We start from the raw sequence: 17277 nt of genomic DNA on the forward strand, positions 1-17277 counted from the left end.
TTAGCGCTTGGATCTCAAGCGCTGCCTCTCGGAGGCTTCCCATCGGCGAAGCATCGGGTAGGGGTCGAATGACCATTCGATTAACCCGCGGTCGCTGTAGACGCCATAATGAAGATGCGGCGGGAACTTGCCTTGCGTGCCGGGCTTGCCGTAGCCGGAGCTTCCGACCCATCCGACAACTTGGCCGGGCTTCACGACCGTGCCGACCTCGGCTGTCTTGTCATAGCCGGATAGGTGGGCGTAATAATGATAGAAATTGTTAAGGTCGCGAATGCCGATCCGCCATCCGCCATACGGATTCCAGCCTTTAATCTCGATAATGCCGTAGCAGGTGCTTCTAACCGGAACGCCATGGCCCGCGAATATATCCGTACCCTCATGCGTTCGTCTGCCGCCCCAACTGCGCCCGGTTCCCCAGGTGTCCTTATAGTTGTAATTGTTGCCAAGCGGCAGCGGGAACGCGTGCTCGAATAGATCGAGCTTGCCGAAATGCTCGTAGATGCGGGCAAACTGCTGAATGCGTTTAACGGCGCGGCCGTTCTGGTAATATTCCCATAGTCCGATCGAGAAGTCCTCTTCCGTTGTGCCATAGGCGGCAACCTTGCTGACGAGCGAATAGAGAAGGTCGACATCGCTAGTCCGCTCGGCAATGCCGTTGCCGTCTCCGTCGCGTCCGATGCCGTTGAACCAACGGATCGATACGGGGGAACTGTCGTCCATATCGGGATTAAGCGGGCCGGCCCATAACTCTTGGTCGATGAATACGCCGACCGTGCTTCCAAGCATCGGTCTTGCTTTCGGCTTCACCTTCGACATGGACCGTTCATACTGGTCAATGGCAGCGAGCCAATACCACGGTATTTGCGTAACGGTGCTCAGTTGATCGTATAAGCTCTTTCTCGTTTCGATCATGTCTCCTTCCTCAGCGGAGGAAGGAGTTGTTTTCGCTGTTTGCTCGGTTCGCTGCTGGTTGCCGGGCGAGGCATGCGCATATATGCCTGGAGCGGCAAGGAGCAGCGATGTTAGCGTTAGTGCCGCCTTCAGCAGAAAAGTCCTTTTCAAGCGTCTCACCCTTTCCAAAAAGCATGACGGAATATCGATATGTTTTGCAAATCATTGGTTTTTATCCGAAACGTGATATAATAAGCGAAGTGGTTATGGCCTTATACAATGAAAGTGAAAGCAGGTAATGCCCGTATGAAACAACGCGAGAAATTGCAAAAGCCGGACTGGCTTCGAATAAAGCTTGCTACAGACGGCAATTTTGCCGAAATTAAAGAGATGATGCGCGGCAAGACGCTGCATAGCGTATGCGAGGAAGCGCGCTGTCCGAATATTTACGAATGCTGGGCGAATCGAACGGCTACGTTCATGATTCTAGGCGATATTTGCACCCGTGCTTGCCGCTTCTGCGCGGTGAAGACCGGCTTGCCGACAGAGCTTGACCTGCAAGAGCCTGATCGCGTAGCGGAAGCTGCCGAGCAGATGGGTCTTCAACATTGCGTCGTCACGTCCGTTGCCCGCGATGATCTTGCGGACGGCGGCGCTTCGATATTCGCCGCTACGATTCAAGCGATTCGCAAGCGGATGCCATTCTGCCGCGTCGAGGTGCTTATTCCCGACTTTATGGGCAATAAGGACGCCTTGCAGATCGTAATGGATGCGAACCCGGATATACTGAACCATAATATCGAGACGGTGGAGCGTTTGTCCGACCGTGTCCGCGCGAAGGCGAAGTACAGGCGTTCGCTTGAGCTTCTTAAGCAAGCGAAGGCGATGAAGCCGAAGATTCCGACGAAATCGAGCATCATGCTCGGCGTAGGCGAGCAATACGAAGAGATCTTGCAGGCAATGGACGATTTGCGTGCGGTTGATTGCAATATTTTGACACTCGGTCAATATCTGCAGCCGACGCCGAATCATTTGGCGATCGAGCGTTACGTCCATCCGGACGAGTTCGCGAAGTTGAAGGAAGAAGGGCTGAAGCGGGGATTCCGGCACGTAGAATCCGGACCGCTCGTACGAAGCTCTTATCATGCGCATGAACAGACTGACTCGGCTATTGCCGCGGATACGATGGCGGTAGCAGGCTCGGCGAAGGAATAGCGTGAGGAAGCGTCACTTGCTACAACGGAATGCAAGGGATGCGCAGAAGAGGTGGAGAAGATGGCTTTGATTCATATCGGCGGCAAATCATATGAGCTTGTTCATGAGAATAGAAACGGATGGAATCCAGAAGCCTTTCGTGATCGATACAGTGAAGTGTTGGAGCGGTATGACTTTATCGTGGGCGACTGGGGTTATAGTCAGCTTAGGCTGAAGGGCTTCTTCCGCGATACCCATTCCAAGGTTACAAAGGACAGCCTCTACTCCGGTATGCCGGATTATATTAACGAATACTGCAACTTCGGCTGCGCTTACTTCATTCTGGAGAAGAAGGAATCGAGCAAGAAGGAGCCGGGAGATCTCGACTTCGATGCCGAAGAGTTGAAGCCGAAGGTCGACGCGAGAACATATCGGATGCCGGAGAACGCTGGCCACTCGGACACCGGACAGCTGGACGAAACGGCGGCCGGCAAGGAAACGGCCGTTCTCGTTCAAGAAGAGAAGCCTGGCCGTGGCGGTCAACGCCATGACAACGGCAACCGAGACCATAGTCAGCGCAACAATAGCAACCGCGAGAGCGGCCAGCGGGATAACGGTCATCGCAGCGGCGGCGGAGGACAGCAGCGCAAGCCTTACCGCGGCAACGATCATCGGAACAAGAAGCATATACGGCCGGGTACAGCCGCGAGCGAAGCGGCTGCATCCGTTGAACCGAATCCGAACCAGCGGACGAACAAAGACGCCGGACGCTCCTAAGGGAGTGTCTCGGCGTCTTTGTTGTTTTTAAGAGCGTTTGCCGCTATTACGGTCGTCGTAGTCCAAGAACGCTTCGCGAACCCGATTCCAGAACGTGAATGGACGATAACGGGCGAAGCTGACTTTGCGGCTCGCAACGGAGCATCGGATTGAGCTAATGTCGCTGCGCATGATGCTTACATGGTCGATCGTCAGTTGGAGCTTTTGCTCCTTCTTGGATATAATATCGCAGTGATGATGCTGCGGCAGCATTACCGACGAGCCGAGCGTACGGTACACGCGGTTGTTGATGGACGCGATCTCCGCGATCTGCAGCGATTCGATCGACGGGTGGACGATAGCGCCGCCAACGCTCTTATTATAGGCGGTGCTGCCGGATGGCGTTGAAATAACGATGCCGTCTCCCCGGAACATCTCGAACATCTCATCGTTAATGTTAATTTGCGCGACAAGGGTTCCGTCGACGCCTTTAAGCGTGAATTCGTTTAAGGATAAATAATGGTTCGTTTCGGATGGCGTTTCGAGCTGGATCTCCGCAAGCGGATAACGAACGATTCTGGGTTGTTCCGACGCCATCATAGCGACAAGCTCTTCGATCTCGTCTGCCTGCCAGTCGGCATAGAAGCCGAGATGCCCGGTATGAACGCCGATAAAAGCGACATCCGCGATACGATCGATATATTTATGGAAGGCATGCAGAAGCGTCCCGTCGCCTCCTATCGAGATGACGAACTCGGGCCTATCGTCGTTGCGTACGAAATGCTTCTCCGCAGCAAGCTGATGAAACTTCTGAGCGAGTGATTGCGATAAAGAATCGCCTCGATCAATAACCGCATATTTCAAAGGTAAATCTCCTTCCGATCTATTGCATACTTAAGATGATAAAGGAAATTCCGATTGAATTCAATGCGTGCATGCAATGGAAAAAAAGGGCTTGCTCTTATTATGCAGGGCCAAGCGCATTCCATAGCAGATAGATGAGCGCCATAGCCAAGAAGCTGTGCAGCAGTCTTGCAAGCATGAACGGCCGGTAGCGCAGATCGGTCTTGCTGAGCAGGCTGGCAACCTGCGCATGAACCGATAAGCCGCCCCAGGACAGCACCCACGCGGCTATTGCCGCTTGGTGGATAAGCAGCGTATCCGCCGTTCCGGCTGCGCGCGAGCCTAGCGTTACCTCGAATATGCCGAATACGCCCGCGTCCGCAAGCGGAGCAGGCAAACCTGCAGCCGTGAACAATAACCGAAGAACCTCGGCCAAAGCTTGAACGAGTCCTGCGCGCGTAAGCATCTCCATGACGACGGAAAAGAAGACGACGAGTCCTCCCACGACAATCATAAGGCGAAGAGCGGAGCCGACGGCATCCTGCAGCAAGCGGCCAAGTCCCCTGCCGTCGAGCAGTCTGGCCTCGTGCATCGCTTTCAATGCGACGGCGATACGTGAAGGACGGCGCTGACTGCCATCCGCTCTTAAGGGCGGCCGCCTGCTTGATGTCATCGGAGCATGACGGTCATGGTAGCGCATCGCAAGGCCGATGAGCAGCCCGCTGCCGTAATGCGCTGCCGCGAGCAGCGGCGCCAGAGCGACGTTATGGAAGAAGCCGACCGCCACTGCGCCGATGAGGAAGACGGGATCGGAAGTCGTGGTGAACGCGACGAGCCTCTCTCCCTCGGAACGATTAATAAGCCGCTGCTCCCAGAGTTGAGCGGTTAGCCTCGCTCCGACCGGATAGCCCGATATATAACCCATCGCAACGACGAAAGCGCCGCTGCCAGGCAGTCTGAATAGAGGCCGCATAAGCGGATCAAGCAGCTTGCCGAAGAAATGGACGATGCCGAATCCGAGCAGCAGCTCCGAGATGACGAAGAAAGGGAAGAGCGCCGGGAACAGTACCTCCCACCAAATCGACAGCCCGCGTAGCGACGAGGTCAGCGTCTCGGCAGGATAGATCGTCATAAGAAGAGCAACGGATAATGCGGCGAACGCCGTTAACGATAACGGATGAATGAAAGTACGCAGCACGCTAGCCGCCTCCTTTGCGAAGTGGACGAGTCAATTCATCCTCCTACACGTATATGCCGAAGGGTGGACATCCATCACTTGCAGACCGCGAAAATAATTTTTGGATCACAAAGAAAACGTTTACATTAATACGTCGAAATGTGGTACAATAGAGCTACCTTTAAAAGCTTGGAGTGATGAGCATGAGTTATATTGCTGGCATTCTTGTCTGCGCGTTCGTCTATGTTATCCGAGAGTCGCTTTCCTCAACTGGTGAAGAAGACTATTAAGGTTAGATACCGTCCTTACAATCAAGCAGTCCGCATATTCGATGCGGGCTTTTTTTCTATACAATCGTACATAAGTGTTATACTAATAATAAGGAAACATTTTTCTCTAAAAATAATTCAAAAGACCTACATAATGGAGCTGAAAATGACGATGAATAGGAATATAAGCCTTTATGAAGCGCTCGGCGGAGCTGGGACTATAAGAAGAATGGTTGAGTCTTTTTACCCAAAGGTGCAAGCGCACCCTCTGCTGGGACCGCTGTTTCCCGCTGATATAGACCCGGTAATGGACAGGCAATATATGTTTTTGACGCAATTTTTTGGAGGGCCCTCGCTTTACTCCGACGAATATGGACATCCGATGATGCGAGCTAGGCATCTGCCTTTTCCGATTACGCCTGAGCGTGCGGAGGCTTGGCTGGATTGTATGCGAAGAGCGCTTTCGGAGATTGGAGTAGAGGAGCAGTTGCAAGCGATCGTCATTGACAGGCTGTCCGGCCCGGCGCATCACTTTGTTAACACACTCGAAGAGGAGACGTGAGTTCAATGGAACCGCTCTATCAATCTAAGCTACAGTGTATTTGCTGCGAAACGCCGTTTATGACATCAAGAGTGCGCCCGAGTTTCAAGAAAGCAATCGCTACGGATACAGATTTTTGCGGTTACTACAAGGCTGGCGTTAATCCCGACTTTTATGTTGTGCGCGTATGTCCGACATGCGGCTTCGCCTCAACGGAGAACGGACTTGACCGACTTAACGATACCCAGAAGCGAAAGTATATGGAGGCAGCGGGGAGCCGCTGGGTGCCGGCCAATTATGGCGGCGAGCGTACGGAGAAGGAAGCAATGGCTTGCTATAAGCTGGCGCTTATTAGCGCGCAAGCGGTTGGCGAGAAGGATCGCGTTATTGCCGGTATATTACATCATATTGCTTGGATGAACCGATACGAATCCAACAAAGCCGAAGAACAGCGGTTTTTGCGGTTCGCGCTTCAAGCCTATATTCGCGTCTATGAGGAAGAGGGCGCTTCGCTTAATAATGCGAGGCTTATGTACATCATCGGCGAGCTGCACCGTAGAATCGGCAAGCGGAACGAAGCTGTGCGATGGTTCACACGCGTAGTCAATGACAAGAAAATTATGGACTCGGCGATGATCCGCGCCAGCCGCGAGCAATGGCAATTGATTCGCGAGGAAGCCATGCTTAATGGCGAGATGAGCGATCCAACCGAGCAAGGAAGCGGAGATGGAATAGCGTCATTCGCATAAATAAGAGGCCGACCCCGGCAATCACCGCTAAGGTGACTGCAGAGGCCGGCCTCTTTGCCTGTATTATTTGCGTCCGGGGAGCGCACGGTCGGCGAGCAAATAGTCGCGATCAATGTCAATGACCGTTATTTGATTATGGCAGCATGGGAAAACAAGCAAACGTTTCTTGCCCTCTTGGATAAGCTTAAGCTCTTCGGGGCGAAGCGGAAGCAGTACGTTTTCCCCATCGCAGAACGGGCAGCTCGAGACGTAGATATCGCCCATAATGATGTCATAAGGCCAAGTTCTCTCGAAAGGCACCATTAGCTGTTGCCGTTCTCGTCCGTTGCCGGACCTTCCTGCTTCGCAAGCTCGGCCAGCTTCTGGAGCAAAATGTGCTTTGGCATATGCATGAGATGCTCGATAGGCACGCCAAGCTGTTTGGATAGCTTTACAGCCGTCTCGGCTGATATTTGCAATGGTTTAGACATATATGATTCCTCCATTCAACATCCCGCAGCGGGTGGATATTTCTTAATTGTTATGTGGTAATATTACTATAAGTTATACACCGTCAGAAACAATTGCGCAAATAAACGGTAAAGGGATGATGAAGATGGCAGGACAATACCCGCTTACTTGGGAGCTTGACACGATCTATGAAGGCGGCTCGGCATCGGCTTCCTTGTTGCAAGAGCTTAAAGGGATGGAAACCGATATGGCGAGGCTTGATGCAGGGCTGGCCGGTGAATCTTTACCGGACGCTGACAGGCTGGCACAGCTCACCGAGGTCGTACAATCCGTGCTGCTGCGGCTGAGAGAGACCGATTCCTTTGTAACTTGCTTGATGGCCGCGAATATGCGCGATACGGCTGCAAATTCGTTGAATGACAAAGTAAAGACGCTTTCCGCTATGTTTATCGGTGTGCTTACCCGTTATGACAATGCGCTTCGGGCTTATCCGGACAGCGTGTGGGCCGCGCTGCTTAAGCACGAGAAGCTGTCGGAGATAGCGTTCAGCCTGCAAGAGCGGCGCGAGCTGGCGAAACGGAAGATGGCTCCCGAGCTGGAGGCGCTCGCAGGCGATCTTTCCGTTGATGGCTATCATGGCTGGGGCGATTATTATAACACGATTGTGTCGAGGGCGAAGTTTACGGATGTCGGTTCAGACGGAGCGAGACGTTCGCTTTCCGCAGGCCAGATGCATAATCGGCTGTCGGAAGGCGAGCGTTCGGTCCGCCAGGCTGCATTCGCCGAATGGGAGCGCGTATGGTCGGAGCAAGGAGATTTATGCGCGGAGGTGCTGAATCGTATCTCAGGCTTCCGCCTGAAGCTGTACGACAAGCGCGGATGGACGTCCGTATTGCAAGAGCCGCTGCAGATGAACCGGATGAGCGAGGCAACGCTAACGTCGATGTGGACGGCGATACAGGATGGGAAGCAGTCGCTTGTCCGTTATTTGGAGCGAAAGGCGAAGCTGCTAGGCGTAGAGAAGCTCGACTGGCATGACGTGGAGGCGCCGCTTGGCGCATCGGCACGAATCGTTCCTTATGAGGAAGCAGCCGAGTTCATCGTCGAGCAGTTCCGCGAGTTCAGTCCGGAGCTCGCCGAATTCTCGAAGCAGGCGTTCGCTAAGGGCTGGATCGAAGCGGAGGATCGTCCGGGCAAGCGCCCCGGCGGCTTCTGCACGTCGTTTCCGAAGAGCGGGCAGACGCGCATCTTCATGACCTATTCCGGCACGGCGTCGAACATCTCGACGTTAGCCCATGAGCTGGGTCATGCTTATCACCAGCATGTCATGAACGACTTGCCGCCTTTATCGCAAGAATATGCGATGAATGTGGCGGAGACGGCTTCGACTTTCGCCGAGCTGATCGTATCGGACAAGGCGCTCAAGACGGCATCGGATGCCGATGAGAAGCTTGGGCTGCTGGAGGATAAAATCCAGCGCTCGGTTGCGTTCTTCATGAATATTCATGCTCGCTTTCTGTTCGAGACCCGGTTCTACGAGCTGCGGAGAGAAGGTCTTGTTTCGGCCGAGACGCTCAGCAAGCTGATGGAAGAGGCGCAGCGTGAGGCGTTCAGCGACATGCTGGGCGAGGCGCACCCTCATTTTTGGGCATCGAAGCTGCATTTTTACTTAACGGATGTGCCGTTCTACAATTTCCCTTATACGTTCGGTTATTTGTTCAGCGCGGGCATCTATGCCAGAGCGCAACAAGAGGGTCCGGCGTTTGCGGGCAAATACGTCGCGCTGCTTCGGGATACGGGCCGAATGACCGTCGAGGAGCTGGCATCGTTTCATTTGGGCGTTAACCTTGAAGAAAGCGACTTCTGGCGGGAGGCGGTCGCCCTTACGGCCGATGACGTGCAGCTGTTTATTGAAATGACAAACGCTTGATCGCACGAAGTAATGATTTATGTCCGACCACTCTTTTCGTCATGCGATGACGGGGAGTGGTTTTTCTTTTTTTCCAAAACAAGGAACTATCAGTAATGATCTAGCGTCTTAATAGGCGAGACTTTAATACAAGGGAGAAGTGATTACGTGATTAGTCGTTCAAAAAAGTACATAGAATTGCGCAGATGGTTGACTGTGCTGTTGGTTGCCGCCTTAACGTTAGCGGTTTTGCCTGGATTGAAAACGGAAGCAGCCGCCGCCCAAGTGCCGTTGGCCGGAATCGTGCAAATATCGAATAATCATGCCTTGGATAAAAATGCCGTATTATGGGGCTGGGATGACGGCGAGTACGCGGCGAAGCCGCTCTTGGAGCAGGTGGAGTCGTTTTGGAGCGACGGTTTCGTCGGCGGGGCGGTCAAGAAAGACGGGAGCGTCTGGCTGTGGGGAACAAAGGCTAATACCGCGATGATCGATACGGATGGCCCGTTAAGCCAGCATGCATTTTATCAAACGGAACCGGTACAGATTGCCGGGCTTCCGAAGTGCCTTATGGTAGTAGGCAGATATGCGGTAGACCTTTCCGGCATTGTTTGGTACATCGATCCGGAAAAGCGAATTGCCTCCAAGGTGCCCGGTTTGATAGACATCAAGACGGTAAACGACAATTACGCGCTCGATCATTCGGGAAATCTTTGGACCTGGAATTTCAATACCAAAGGAATATTATATGAAGAGCCGGCGGTCGTGGCCTTGAATATAGCCTATCTTGGAGACGGACTAGCCCTATCGGACAAATGGGGCGTGTACGATCTATGGAAGAACGACTATTTAGTAAGGCACGGAGGCGGCGCCTACTCTCCTGATATCGATTTATCTCCAATTTCCCGTAATATAAACTCGATAGCCGGCTCGGCGGACGACCGCGGCAGCGACTATTCGCTTATTGTGAAGCAGGACGGCTCGATATGGTCATGGGGATTCGGCATATCCTATGCTTTTCAGCAAGTCAAGGGGCTTTCGGGAATAAAGGCGGCGGCGGCAAAATACAAAGGTGGAACGGTGCTGTACAAGGACGGCACTGTTGGCGCATGGATAGGCGTGCCCGAGGGCGGATTTCCGCCGCAGGAGAAGCCGAGCGGGCTTAAAGTAAAGCCTGTTAAAGTGACGAAGCAAATCATCGTCATGCTGAACGGTAAGACGATCGCCATACAACCTTCGCCTTTGTTTTCGGGCGGCAGAGTGCTGATTCCGGTACGCGGCTTCTTTGAAGCGCTAGGAGGCACTGTGAACTATGACAAAGATAAAGTGACGATAAAATACGGCAATCAAAAAGTCGAGCTCGTCGTATGGAGCACTGAAGCGATAATCGACGGGAAACAAACGAAGCTCGATGTGCCTGCCCAAATCATAAAAGGCCGCACGATGGTGCCGTTGCGTTTTGTAGCGGAAGCGATAGGCGGAACGGTGAAATGGGATTCGGCAAGAAGCCGAGTTGAATTAACAATAGCAGAATAGCGGTTTAATATAAAGGATGCGCCCTTATATGTTGTACATCATATCTTATTATGATATATTAAATGACGATTAATAGCGTTATATTGGTAATATTGAGAGTCATACAAAAGAATTTTAAAAGGCAAATTACGCTTGTACTTTTTAAGGGGGGAGTCCGATTCAACTATCTTCGCGTCAATTGGAGCTAGTGGAACTGGTTAAGAAGCATGCGCCGATTACCGGTGAACAATTAGCTGAATATCTCGGCGTAAGCCGACCGACGCTGCGTTCGGATTTGTCGCTGCTCGTTATGCTTGGGCATTTGGACGCCAAACCTAAGGTCGGTTATTTCCTCGGAAATGCATACCGGGCGAGCGATGAAGCCATGCAGCGTCTAAGCAGCTTGAAGGTGCGGGAAGTGCAGGGGGTTCCGGTTAACGTGCCGGACTCGCTATCGGTGCATGATGCGGTCATCACCCTATTCACCGAGAATGCCGACACTTTGCTTGTCGTTAATGAGAACAAGGGCTTTGCAGGCATTGTAACGCCGAAGGATTTGCTCAAAATCACGCTTGGCAATGCAGGAGCAACATCGATTCCCGTAAGTATGGTCATGACCCGTTACCCGAATATCGTAACGTTAATGCAAGACGATTCCGTGTTGGATGCGATACGCAAAATGTCGCTTCATCAGGTTGATTGCTTGCCGGTTATCATACCAAGCGACGAGCAATCGCCTTACCCCGAGATTGCGGGATGGGTATCGAAATCGAACATTATACGTCTGTTGGCCGACATTGCGGCGGCTCCGGATTTGGGGGAGCAGGATCTATGACACAATTGACAGAGCAAATTATATACGTATGCTCGGATGCGGTGGGGGAGACGGCGGAGGCGGTAGCGAAAGCGACGCTTCGCCAGTTTTCGTCAGAGCTTGTGAAGATAAAGCGATATGGACATTTGAAGTCGGAGGATGAGATCGTTCGTATCGTTGCGGAAGCGGCTGGAACTGGCGGATTCATCAGTTATACGCTCGTTCAGCCGGAGTTGCGTGAATTAATGAAGGAGGAGTCGCTTAAGCGGGGCGTTCGCGCCGTCGATGTGATGGGGCCGATGATGCAGGCTTATGTCGATACGTTCGGCAGCTATCCGAAGCGCGAGCCAGGCTTGCTTCATTCTATGGACGATGCCTATTATCGCCGAATGGACGCCATCGAATTTGCGGTCAAATATGACGACGGCAAAGATGCGAGAGGCTTCGTGCAAGCGCAGGTCGTGCTGATCGGAGTGTCGCGAACGTCGAAAACGCCGCTTAGCGTCTTCTTGTCGCATAAAGGAATTAAGACGGCGAACCTGCCGCTTATGCCTGAGGTTAATTTGCCTGAGGAATTAAAACCGGCTCCCGGACGTCTGATCGTCGGTCTGACGATGCAGCCTGAGCATTTGCTGGGGATACGGACGGAGCGGCTTAAGACGCTGGGACTTCCTTCGTCGGCGCAATATGCGTCGCCGGAGCGCATCAAAGAGGAACTGCAATACGCAGAAGGTGTCATGAATTCGTTGGATTGTCCGATCATAGACGTAACAAACCGTGCAATTGAGGAAACGGCCGGCATTATTATTGAATGGCTTTACCGATAAATGGCTATACCGTTAGAGATGGAGGGATCTTTATGGACAGAACGTTTGTAATGGTTAAGCCCGATGGATATGCAAGGGGGCTTGTAGGACGCATTGTTGCCAGATTCGAGGAAAAAGGCTTCAAGCTGACCGATGCAAAGGTCATGCATCTAAGCAGGGAGCATGCCGAGCGACATTATGAGCATTTGAACGCGAAGCCGTTTTTCGGCGAGCTCGTAGACTTCATCGTATCCGGTCCAGTGTTCGCGATGATCTGGGAAGGCAAGGACGCGATTAAGAACGCAAGAGCGCTGATCGGCGCGACGAATCCGTCCGAAGCGCTTGTCGGAACGATTCGCGGCGACTATGCGCTCGACGTTGCCAGCAATATTATTCACGGCTCGGATTCGGAAGAGAGCGCTGAACGGGAAATCAAGCTGTTTTTCCATTGATGGCTTCAATAATATTCACAATATGCTGGGGATTTGGTGAATATTAAACGAAATGAATGAGAAAAATCACGGAAGCATCGTATGTGACGCTTTGCACAGCGTTCTGTACGGTGCTTTTTGCGTTTGTTCCTTTTAGGAGAAGAGGATTATATAAAGCAACATTCAAATAAGCTGTTGCGTTGAAGGATATATGATAGCATGAGACGTTCAAAGGGGTGGTAATGATGTTGAGAACAATGGCTTCATTAATTATAATCTTTATTCTGCTTGTAAGCATTGGTTGCAGTCAAAAAAATGAAGTGTTCACTATAGAGGGAATGATCAACAATGTGAATATTACCAATAACTCCATAACTATTGATAAATACGGTGAGTTATTTGTAGACAAAGCAGCTAATTATCAAGAGGGTCAAAGTATAAGAGCTATCATCGAGAAAAAGACTTCCAACGATGTGTGGGATGCGGATCTTTTAGAAGTTTTGGAGATAGAATTAATACAATAGTAAATTATTTGGATATAGGAGATACCACAAAACGTTTTTGCTCATGCTTTCGTGTATAAGCTTTAAGTATTTGAATTTATTAAGAGAATTTTCGTATCCAAAATTGCAATGATTATAGTTGACGAATGGCAGTGCAATATGGTAAATTTTAACCAAAGTAAATACGAGCAACCGCGGAAGCACCGTATATGACGCTAGAAATAGCGTCCTGTATGGTGCTTTTTTTGCGTTTGTTTTTCTGAGAAGGAGGCGTATGCAATGAAACGTTATCAGCTTGCTGTAGCGGCGAAGGAGCAAGAATACGTGAGACGGCTGGCGGAATATATACGCGAAAGTCCGTTCGGTCAGCAGTGGCAATTGATCGCATTCACGAACGCAAAGGCGCTGGGAGAGCATGTCGAGAAAGGGTATACGATTGACCTGCTCGCGTCACAGCCAGGGCTATATGCCGAGCTGAGAGCGGAGAGGATGGTGGCAGCAGAACAGCTCGATCGTATTTTGACCGTTGCTCTTGTATTGAAGCGGGGCGAAAGTAACGGGCAGCAGCAGGAATTGCTGCAATATCAGCCTCTTCCGTCTTTGCTGCAAGGTTTGCTAGATATTTATGCCGCCTCTGCAGGCCATTCCTCTTCCGCTGCAGCCGTGCTTGCCCCGGAGGAAGGCGCGAAGGTCGTTACGGTCTATTCCTCTTCCGGCGGTACGGGGAAGACGGCGCTTGCGCTCCATCTGACGAATGCTGCGGGATCCCAGCATTGCCGAACGTTCTACCTGAACTTGGAGCGGTGGCATTCTGCGGGCGTATGGCTAGGGAATACCCATTATGCGGGAGCGGAAGAAGGCTTATCCGAACTATTGTACGAGCTGAAGTCACAACCGGAGCATGCGGGTCAATGGTTGTCCGAGCATCGCAAGCGGCATTCGTTGTTGAAAGGGGATTTTCTCTCTGCCTGCACGAATACGGAGGACCGGATTACGCTGGGCGCCGACGATGCGGCTCGGCTCCTTGCCCTGATTAAGAAGTCTGGACAATACGATCTCATTATCGTCGATCTCGACGATGGCATGGACGAGCTGCATATGACGCTGCTGGAAAGCTCGGATCAGATATTATGGCTCGTTAGCGATGACGAGGGCATTCTTGCCAAGCAAAGGCTGGCTTATCGCTATGGCGAGCAGAAGTGGGGCGCGCGCTTCCAGCGCATTTCACAGAGGGTCAATCTCATTCATAATCGCGCGAAGAAGAACGCGTTGCCGCCAACCATGAATCGAGACGGCATTCCGTATATGCCGATTGCTTTGCCGGAAGCGCCGGAATGGCATAACGCGACATCGGCGAAGCTGCTGTCGTCGCCCGCCTATAGAGCGGCGGCCGGCAGGCTCATGAATTATATGATGAGAGGCGGAGAACAGCATGCCGTTAACGGATGACGAGGTTCTGGCGCTTCGCAATAACGTCCGCGTCAAGATCGATTTTAACGGGACGCTGTCTGATGACAGTCTGATGCGAATCGCGGAAGAAACGGTATTCGAATGGTGCAGCCGCAATCCGTTGACGGCTAACGAAAAAGTTTCGCTCGTGCGTAGATTATTCCATTCTTTCCGCGGACTTGATATTTTGCAGCCGCTCATGGAAGATGCTTCAGTGACGGAGATCATGATTAATCATCACGCGGAAATCTTCATCGAGCGTCATGGGAGAATGACGCTGCACCCTGTAGCCTTCGAGAGCAGGGAACGGCTGGAGGATCTGATACAAGCGGTCGTAGCGAGCGTGAATCGCGTCGTGAACGAATCGTCGCCGATCGTCGATGCTCGGCTGAAGGACGGCTCGAGGGTACATGTCGTGCTTCCTCCCGTAGCGCTCAAAGGTCCTTGCATGACGATTCGAAAATTTCCGGAGCAGCCGCCGACGATGCGGCAGCTCATCGCTTACGGCTCATTGTCGGTGGAAGCGGCCCGTTTCTTGGAGGAACTGATCGCGTCGCAGTACAACATTTTCATTAGCGGCGGGACGGGCACAGGCAAGACGACCTTCCTTAATGCGTTGTCGCAATTCATACCGAGCGACGAGCGTATCGTGACGATCGAAGATTCAGCCGAGCTGCAGATTAGAACATTGCCTAATCTTGTGTCGTTAGAAACGCGCAATGCGAATACGGAGGGTAGAGGGGAAGTGACCATCCGCGATCTCATTCGCGCTTCGCTGCGGATGAGACCGAACCGAATTATCGTCGGCGAGGTTCGAGGCGGAGAGGCTTTGGATATGCTTCAAGCGCTGAACACTGGGCATAGCGGCTCCATGTCTACCGGGCATTCGAATGGAGCGAAAGATATGATCGCTAGGCTGGAGACGATGGTATTAAGCGCGGCGGATATGCCCGTGCAGGTCGTTCGGCAGCAGATTGCGTCCGCGATCGACATTGTCGTCCATCTCTCCCGCTTCCGGGACCGGACGAGGAAGGTGACGGAAATATGCGAGATCCGAGGGATGGAGGGCGGCGAGGTGCAAATGAATCCGTTGTTTCGCTTTCATGAGGATGGAGAGGCGGATGGCAAAGTAATCGGCGAGCTGCGCCCTACGGGCAACGCTCTGCTCCATACGGACAAGCTTGTTATGGCTGGTCGACAGCGGAGGGGCGGGGAGGCTGTATGAGCACGAGCGTGCAACGAATTCGGAGCATCCTTTATTGGTGCGGGTGGGAGAGCGAATCTGCTCCTGCAAGACCAGGCTTAGCTGCACAGCCAACACTTCCCGATTATCGGGAATACAAGCTGAGCCGCACGCAATTTGCAAGTGCCGCGGGAGTTGGAGCGCTTGCTCTGTTCGCTGCTGCCTATTTGTTCTACCATTCCTTGATCGTTGCCGCGCTTCTTGCAATGCTAGGCGTTATGACTCCCAGGTACAGAAGGGCGGCGCTTCTGCAGCAACGGAAGGACAAGCTGAAGCTGCAATTCAAGGAGGCATTGTTTTCGCTGGTATCTTCGCTTGCCGCCGGTCGTTCGATCGAAAATGCGTTTGTCTCGACGTTGGATGACCTGCGCCTGTTATATCCCGATCCACGAACCGAGCTGCTGATCGAGTTTCAGATTATTAGCAATCGGCTGGATAATGCGGTGCCCCTTGAACAAGCGCTTCGAAACTTCGCGGAGCGGGCGGGGATTGACGAGATTACGCAATTCGCCGACGCGCTTGCCGCATGCAAGAGGTCGGGGGGAGACTTGATCGAAGTGATGAAGCGTACGTCAGCCATCATCGGGGAGAAGCTGGAGACCGAACAGGAAATAGCGGTGATGATTGCCCAGAAGCGGTTCGAAGGGAAGATTATGATGGCTGTACCGTTCGTTTTCCTTGGATTCCTTAGCTTCGCGGGACCGGACTATATGGCTCCCTTGTACAGCGGGCCCGGATACCTGCTCTTGACTGCGGCACTCGGAATGCTGCTTTTCTGCTTCTGGATCATGAGCAAGATGATGGATATTCGCATGTAGGAGGATGATTGGGCTGGCTGTCATTATTGCCATTATTTTAACGGGTTTATGGCTCTATATTGTAGGTGCGGGCGCGCTCCGTTCCGTCTGGATGTCCTATAGATCAAGCCGAGCGGCGCCTCGGATGCTTAAGTCGAGCTTCCAAAGTCTTATGCTGACAGAACCGTTCGCACGCCTCATGGAGCGTCTTCATCTGTTCGATACGATGCAGCTGCAGATTGGCAGCTACCATATGAAGCTGCTCGTTTTGAACGGCGCCGATTGGACGATTGAGCGAACGAAGGCGTCGGCAGGATTAGCGGCATCAAGCGGGTATGCGGCTATAACGGTCTGCGCATGGCTTAGCTCGGTATCCGGTGAGCCGGTTCTGCTGTTGATGGGAGTCGTATTCGGTTTCGTACTTCCGCTTCGACAGTTTGTCGATGCTGCACGCAAAGTAGAGCGACGCAAACAGGAGATTATCGCTGAATTGCCCGATATGCTGAGCAAGCTGATGCTGCTCGTAGGAGCAGGAGAGACGGTGCAGCACGCCCTGGCGAGATGCTTGGATGGGAAGGAAGCAATGAAGCATCCGCTATATATCGAGTGGGGCAATGCGGTAACCGCGCTTCGCAACGGCCATTCCTTCAGCTCGGCGGTTGAACGCTTCAACAGAAGATGCGCCGTGCAAGAGGTATCGGTATTTACAACGGTGCTGCTTCTCAATTATCGGCGCGGGGGAGAACATTTCGTGCTTGCCTTGCGCGAGTTGTCCTACACGCTCTGGGAAAAGAGGAAGGCGGTCGCGAGATCGCGAGGCGAGGAGGCGTCCTCCAAGCTCGTATTTCCGCTCGTAGGGATTTTGCTCGTCTTAATGATTTTAGTCGCCGCTCCGGCCGTTCTATTAATGTCCTAAAAAATCAACGATCGAGAGGAAGAG

At 52.4% G+C, this 17277-nt stretch carries 19 protein-coding genes; 14 read left to right on the forward strand and 5 right to left on the reverse strand.

The window, feature by feature from the left end:
• Positions 1 to 1062 (reverse strand): M23 family metallopeptidase, encoded by a 1062-nt coding sequence (locus J2T14_RS15265; protein ID WP_307472095.1) that lies wholly within the window; start codon positions 1060 to 1062, stop codon positions 1 to 3.
• A gap of 108 nt (positions 1063 to 1170) precedes the next feature.
• Between J2T14_RS15265 and lipA the strand changes: the two genes are divergently transcribed.
• Together lipA and J2T14_RS15275 are read left to right on the forward strand one after the other, a co-directional pair.
• A complete protein-coding gene (gene lipA, locus J2T14_RS15270; protein WP_307200884.1) occupies positions 1171 to 2106 on the forward strand; it encodes a lipoyl synthase in 936 nt (311 codons plus the stop codon).
• 60 nt (positions 2107 to 2166) lie between these two features.
• The gene (locus tag J2T14_RS15275) at positions 2167 to 2862 is read left to right on the forward strand and encodes a YutD family protein (RefSeq protein ID WP_307472097.1); all 696 of its coding nucleotides are present in this window, start codon (positions 2167 to 2169) and stop codon (positions 2860 to 2862) included.
• Between the two features lie 27 nt (positions 2863 to 2889).
• Here the strand turns inward: J2T14_RS15275 and J2T14_RS15280 are convergent, their stop codons facing one another.
• Together J2T14_RS15280 and ylbJ are read right to left on the reverse strand one after the other, a co-directional pair.
• A complete protein-coding gene (locus J2T14_RS15280) occupies positions 2890 to 3705 on the reverse strand; it encodes an NAD kinase (RefSeq protein ID WP_307472099.1) in 816 nt (271 codons plus the stop codon).
• A 100-nt stretch (positions 3706 to 3805) separates the two neighbouring features.
• On the reverse strand, positions 3806 to 4882 hold the full coding sequence (ylbJ, locus tag J2T14_RS15285; protein WP_307200881.1) for a sporulation integral membrane protein YlbJ: 1077 nt from the start codon (positions 4880 to 4882) through the stop codon (positions 3806 to 3808).
• A gap of 420 nt (positions 4883 to 5302) precedes the next feature.
• On the opposite strand from ylbJ, the gene J2T14_RS15290 reads away from it, so the two are divergent.
• On the forward strand, positions 5303 to 5692 hold the full coding sequence (locus J2T14_RS15290; RefSeq protein WP_307472101.1) for a globin domain-containing protein: 390 nt from the start codon (positions 5303 to 5305) through the stop codon (positions 5690 to 5692).
• A gap of 5 nt (positions 5693 to 5697) precedes the next feature.
• Entirely contained in the window at positions 5698 to 6420 is a 723-nt protein-coding gene (locus J2T14_RS15295) for a DUF2225 domain-containing protein (protein WP_307472104.1), read from the forward strand.
• 63 nt (positions 6421 to 6483) lie between these two features.
• Here the strand turns inward: J2T14_RS15295 and J2T14_RS15300 are convergent, their stop codons facing one another.
• Both J2T14_RS15300 and J2T14_RS15305 read right to left on the reverse strand, forming a co-directional pair.
• Positions 6484 to 6723 carry a hypothetical protein gene (locus J2T14_RS15300; RefSeq protein WP_307472106.1) on the reverse strand — a complete coding sequence of 80 codons (240 nt, stop codon included), beginning with the start codon at positions 6721 to 6723 and terminating at the stop codon, positions 6484 to 6486.
• A complete protein-coding gene (locus J2T14_RS15305; protein WP_307200874.1) occupies positions 6723 to 6890 on the reverse strand; it encodes a YycC family protein in 168 nt (55 codons plus the stop codon). The genes J2T14_RS15300 and J2T14_RS15305 overlap by 1 nt, the downstream gene beginning before the upstream one ends.
• 125 nt (positions 6891 to 7015) lie before the next feature.
• On the opposite strand from J2T14_RS15305, the gene J2T14_RS15310 reads away from it, so the two are divergent.
• The 10 genes from J2T14_RS15310 (at position 7016) to J2T14_RS15355 (ending at position 17253) form a co-directional block, all read left to right on the forward strand.
• Positions 7016 to 8800 (forward strand): M3 family oligoendopeptidase, encoded by a 1785-nt coding sequence (locus J2T14_RS15310; RefSeq protein ID WP_307472108.1) that lies wholly within the window; start codon positions 7016 to 7018, stop codon positions 8798 to 8800.
• 147 nt (positions 8801 to 8947) lie between these two features.
• Positions 8948 to 10315, forward strand: coding sequence for a stalk domain-containing protein (locus J2T14_RS15315; protein WP_307472109.1), 1368 nt, complete (start codon positions 8948 to 8950; stop codon positions 10313 to 10315).
• 178 nt (positions 10316 to 10493) lie between these two features.
• The gene (locus tag J2T14_RS15320; RefSeq protein WP_307200868.1) at positions 10494 to 11129 is read left to right on the forward strand and encodes a helix-turn-helix transcriptional regulator; all 636 of its coding nucleotides are present in this window, start codon (positions 10494 to 10496) and stop codon (positions 11127 to 11129) included.
• Entirely contained in the window at positions 11126 to 11935 is an 810-nt protein-coding gene (locus tag J2T14_RS15325; RefSeq protein WP_307472111.1) for a pyruvate, water dikinase regulatory protein, read from the forward strand. The genes J2T14_RS15320 and J2T14_RS15325 overlap by 4 nt, the downstream gene beginning before the upstream one ends.
• A gap of 32 nt (positions 11936 to 11967) precedes the next feature.
• Positions 11968 to 12366: a nucleoside-diphosphate kinase gene (ndk, locus tag J2T14_RS15330; RefSeq protein ID WP_307472114.1), complete on the forward strand. Its 399-nt coding sequence runs from the start codon at positions 11968 to 11970 to the stop codon at positions 12364 to 12366.
• 221 nt (positions 12367 to 12587) lie between these two features.
• Positions 12588 to 12869: a hypothetical protein gene (locus tag J2T14_RS15335; protein WP_307472116.1), complete on the forward strand. Its 282-nt coding sequence runs from the start codon at positions 12588 to 12590 to the stop codon at positions 12867 to 12869.
• Between the two features lie 258 nt (positions 12870 to 13127).
• A complete protein-coding gene (locus tag J2T14_RS15340) occupies positions 13128 to 14297 on the forward strand; it encodes a hypothetical protein (protein WP_307472118.1) in 1170 nt (389 codons plus the stop codon).
• Positions 14281 to 15522: a CpaF family protein gene (locus J2T14_RS15345; protein ID WP_307472120.1), complete on the forward strand. Its 1242-nt coding sequence runs from the start codon at positions 14281 to 14283 to the stop codon at positions 15520 to 15522. The genes J2T14_RS15340 and J2T14_RS15345 overlap by 17 nt, the downstream gene beginning before the upstream one ends.
• Positions 15519 to 16358, forward strand: coding sequence for a type II secretion system F family protein (locus J2T14_RS15350; protein ID WP_307472122.1), 840 nt, complete (start codon positions 15519 to 15521; stop codon positions 16356 to 16358). The genes J2T14_RS15345 and J2T14_RS15350 overlap by 4 nt, the downstream gene beginning before the upstream one ends.
• A 4-nt stretch (positions 16359 to 16362) precedes the next feature.
• A complete protein-coding gene (locus J2T14_RS15355; RefSeq protein WP_307472125.1) occupies positions 16363 to 17253 on the forward strand; it encodes a type II secretion system F family protein in 891 nt (296 codons plus the stop codon).
• The last annotated feature ends 24 nt before the right edge of the window (positions 17254 to 17277 follow it).

Origin of the sequence: Paenibacillus harenae, from assembly GCF_030812415.1 — a bacterium.
Classification (GTDB): Bacteria; Bacillota; Bacilli; order Paenibacillales; family Paenibacillaceae; genus Pristimantibacillus; species Pristimantibacillus harenae_A.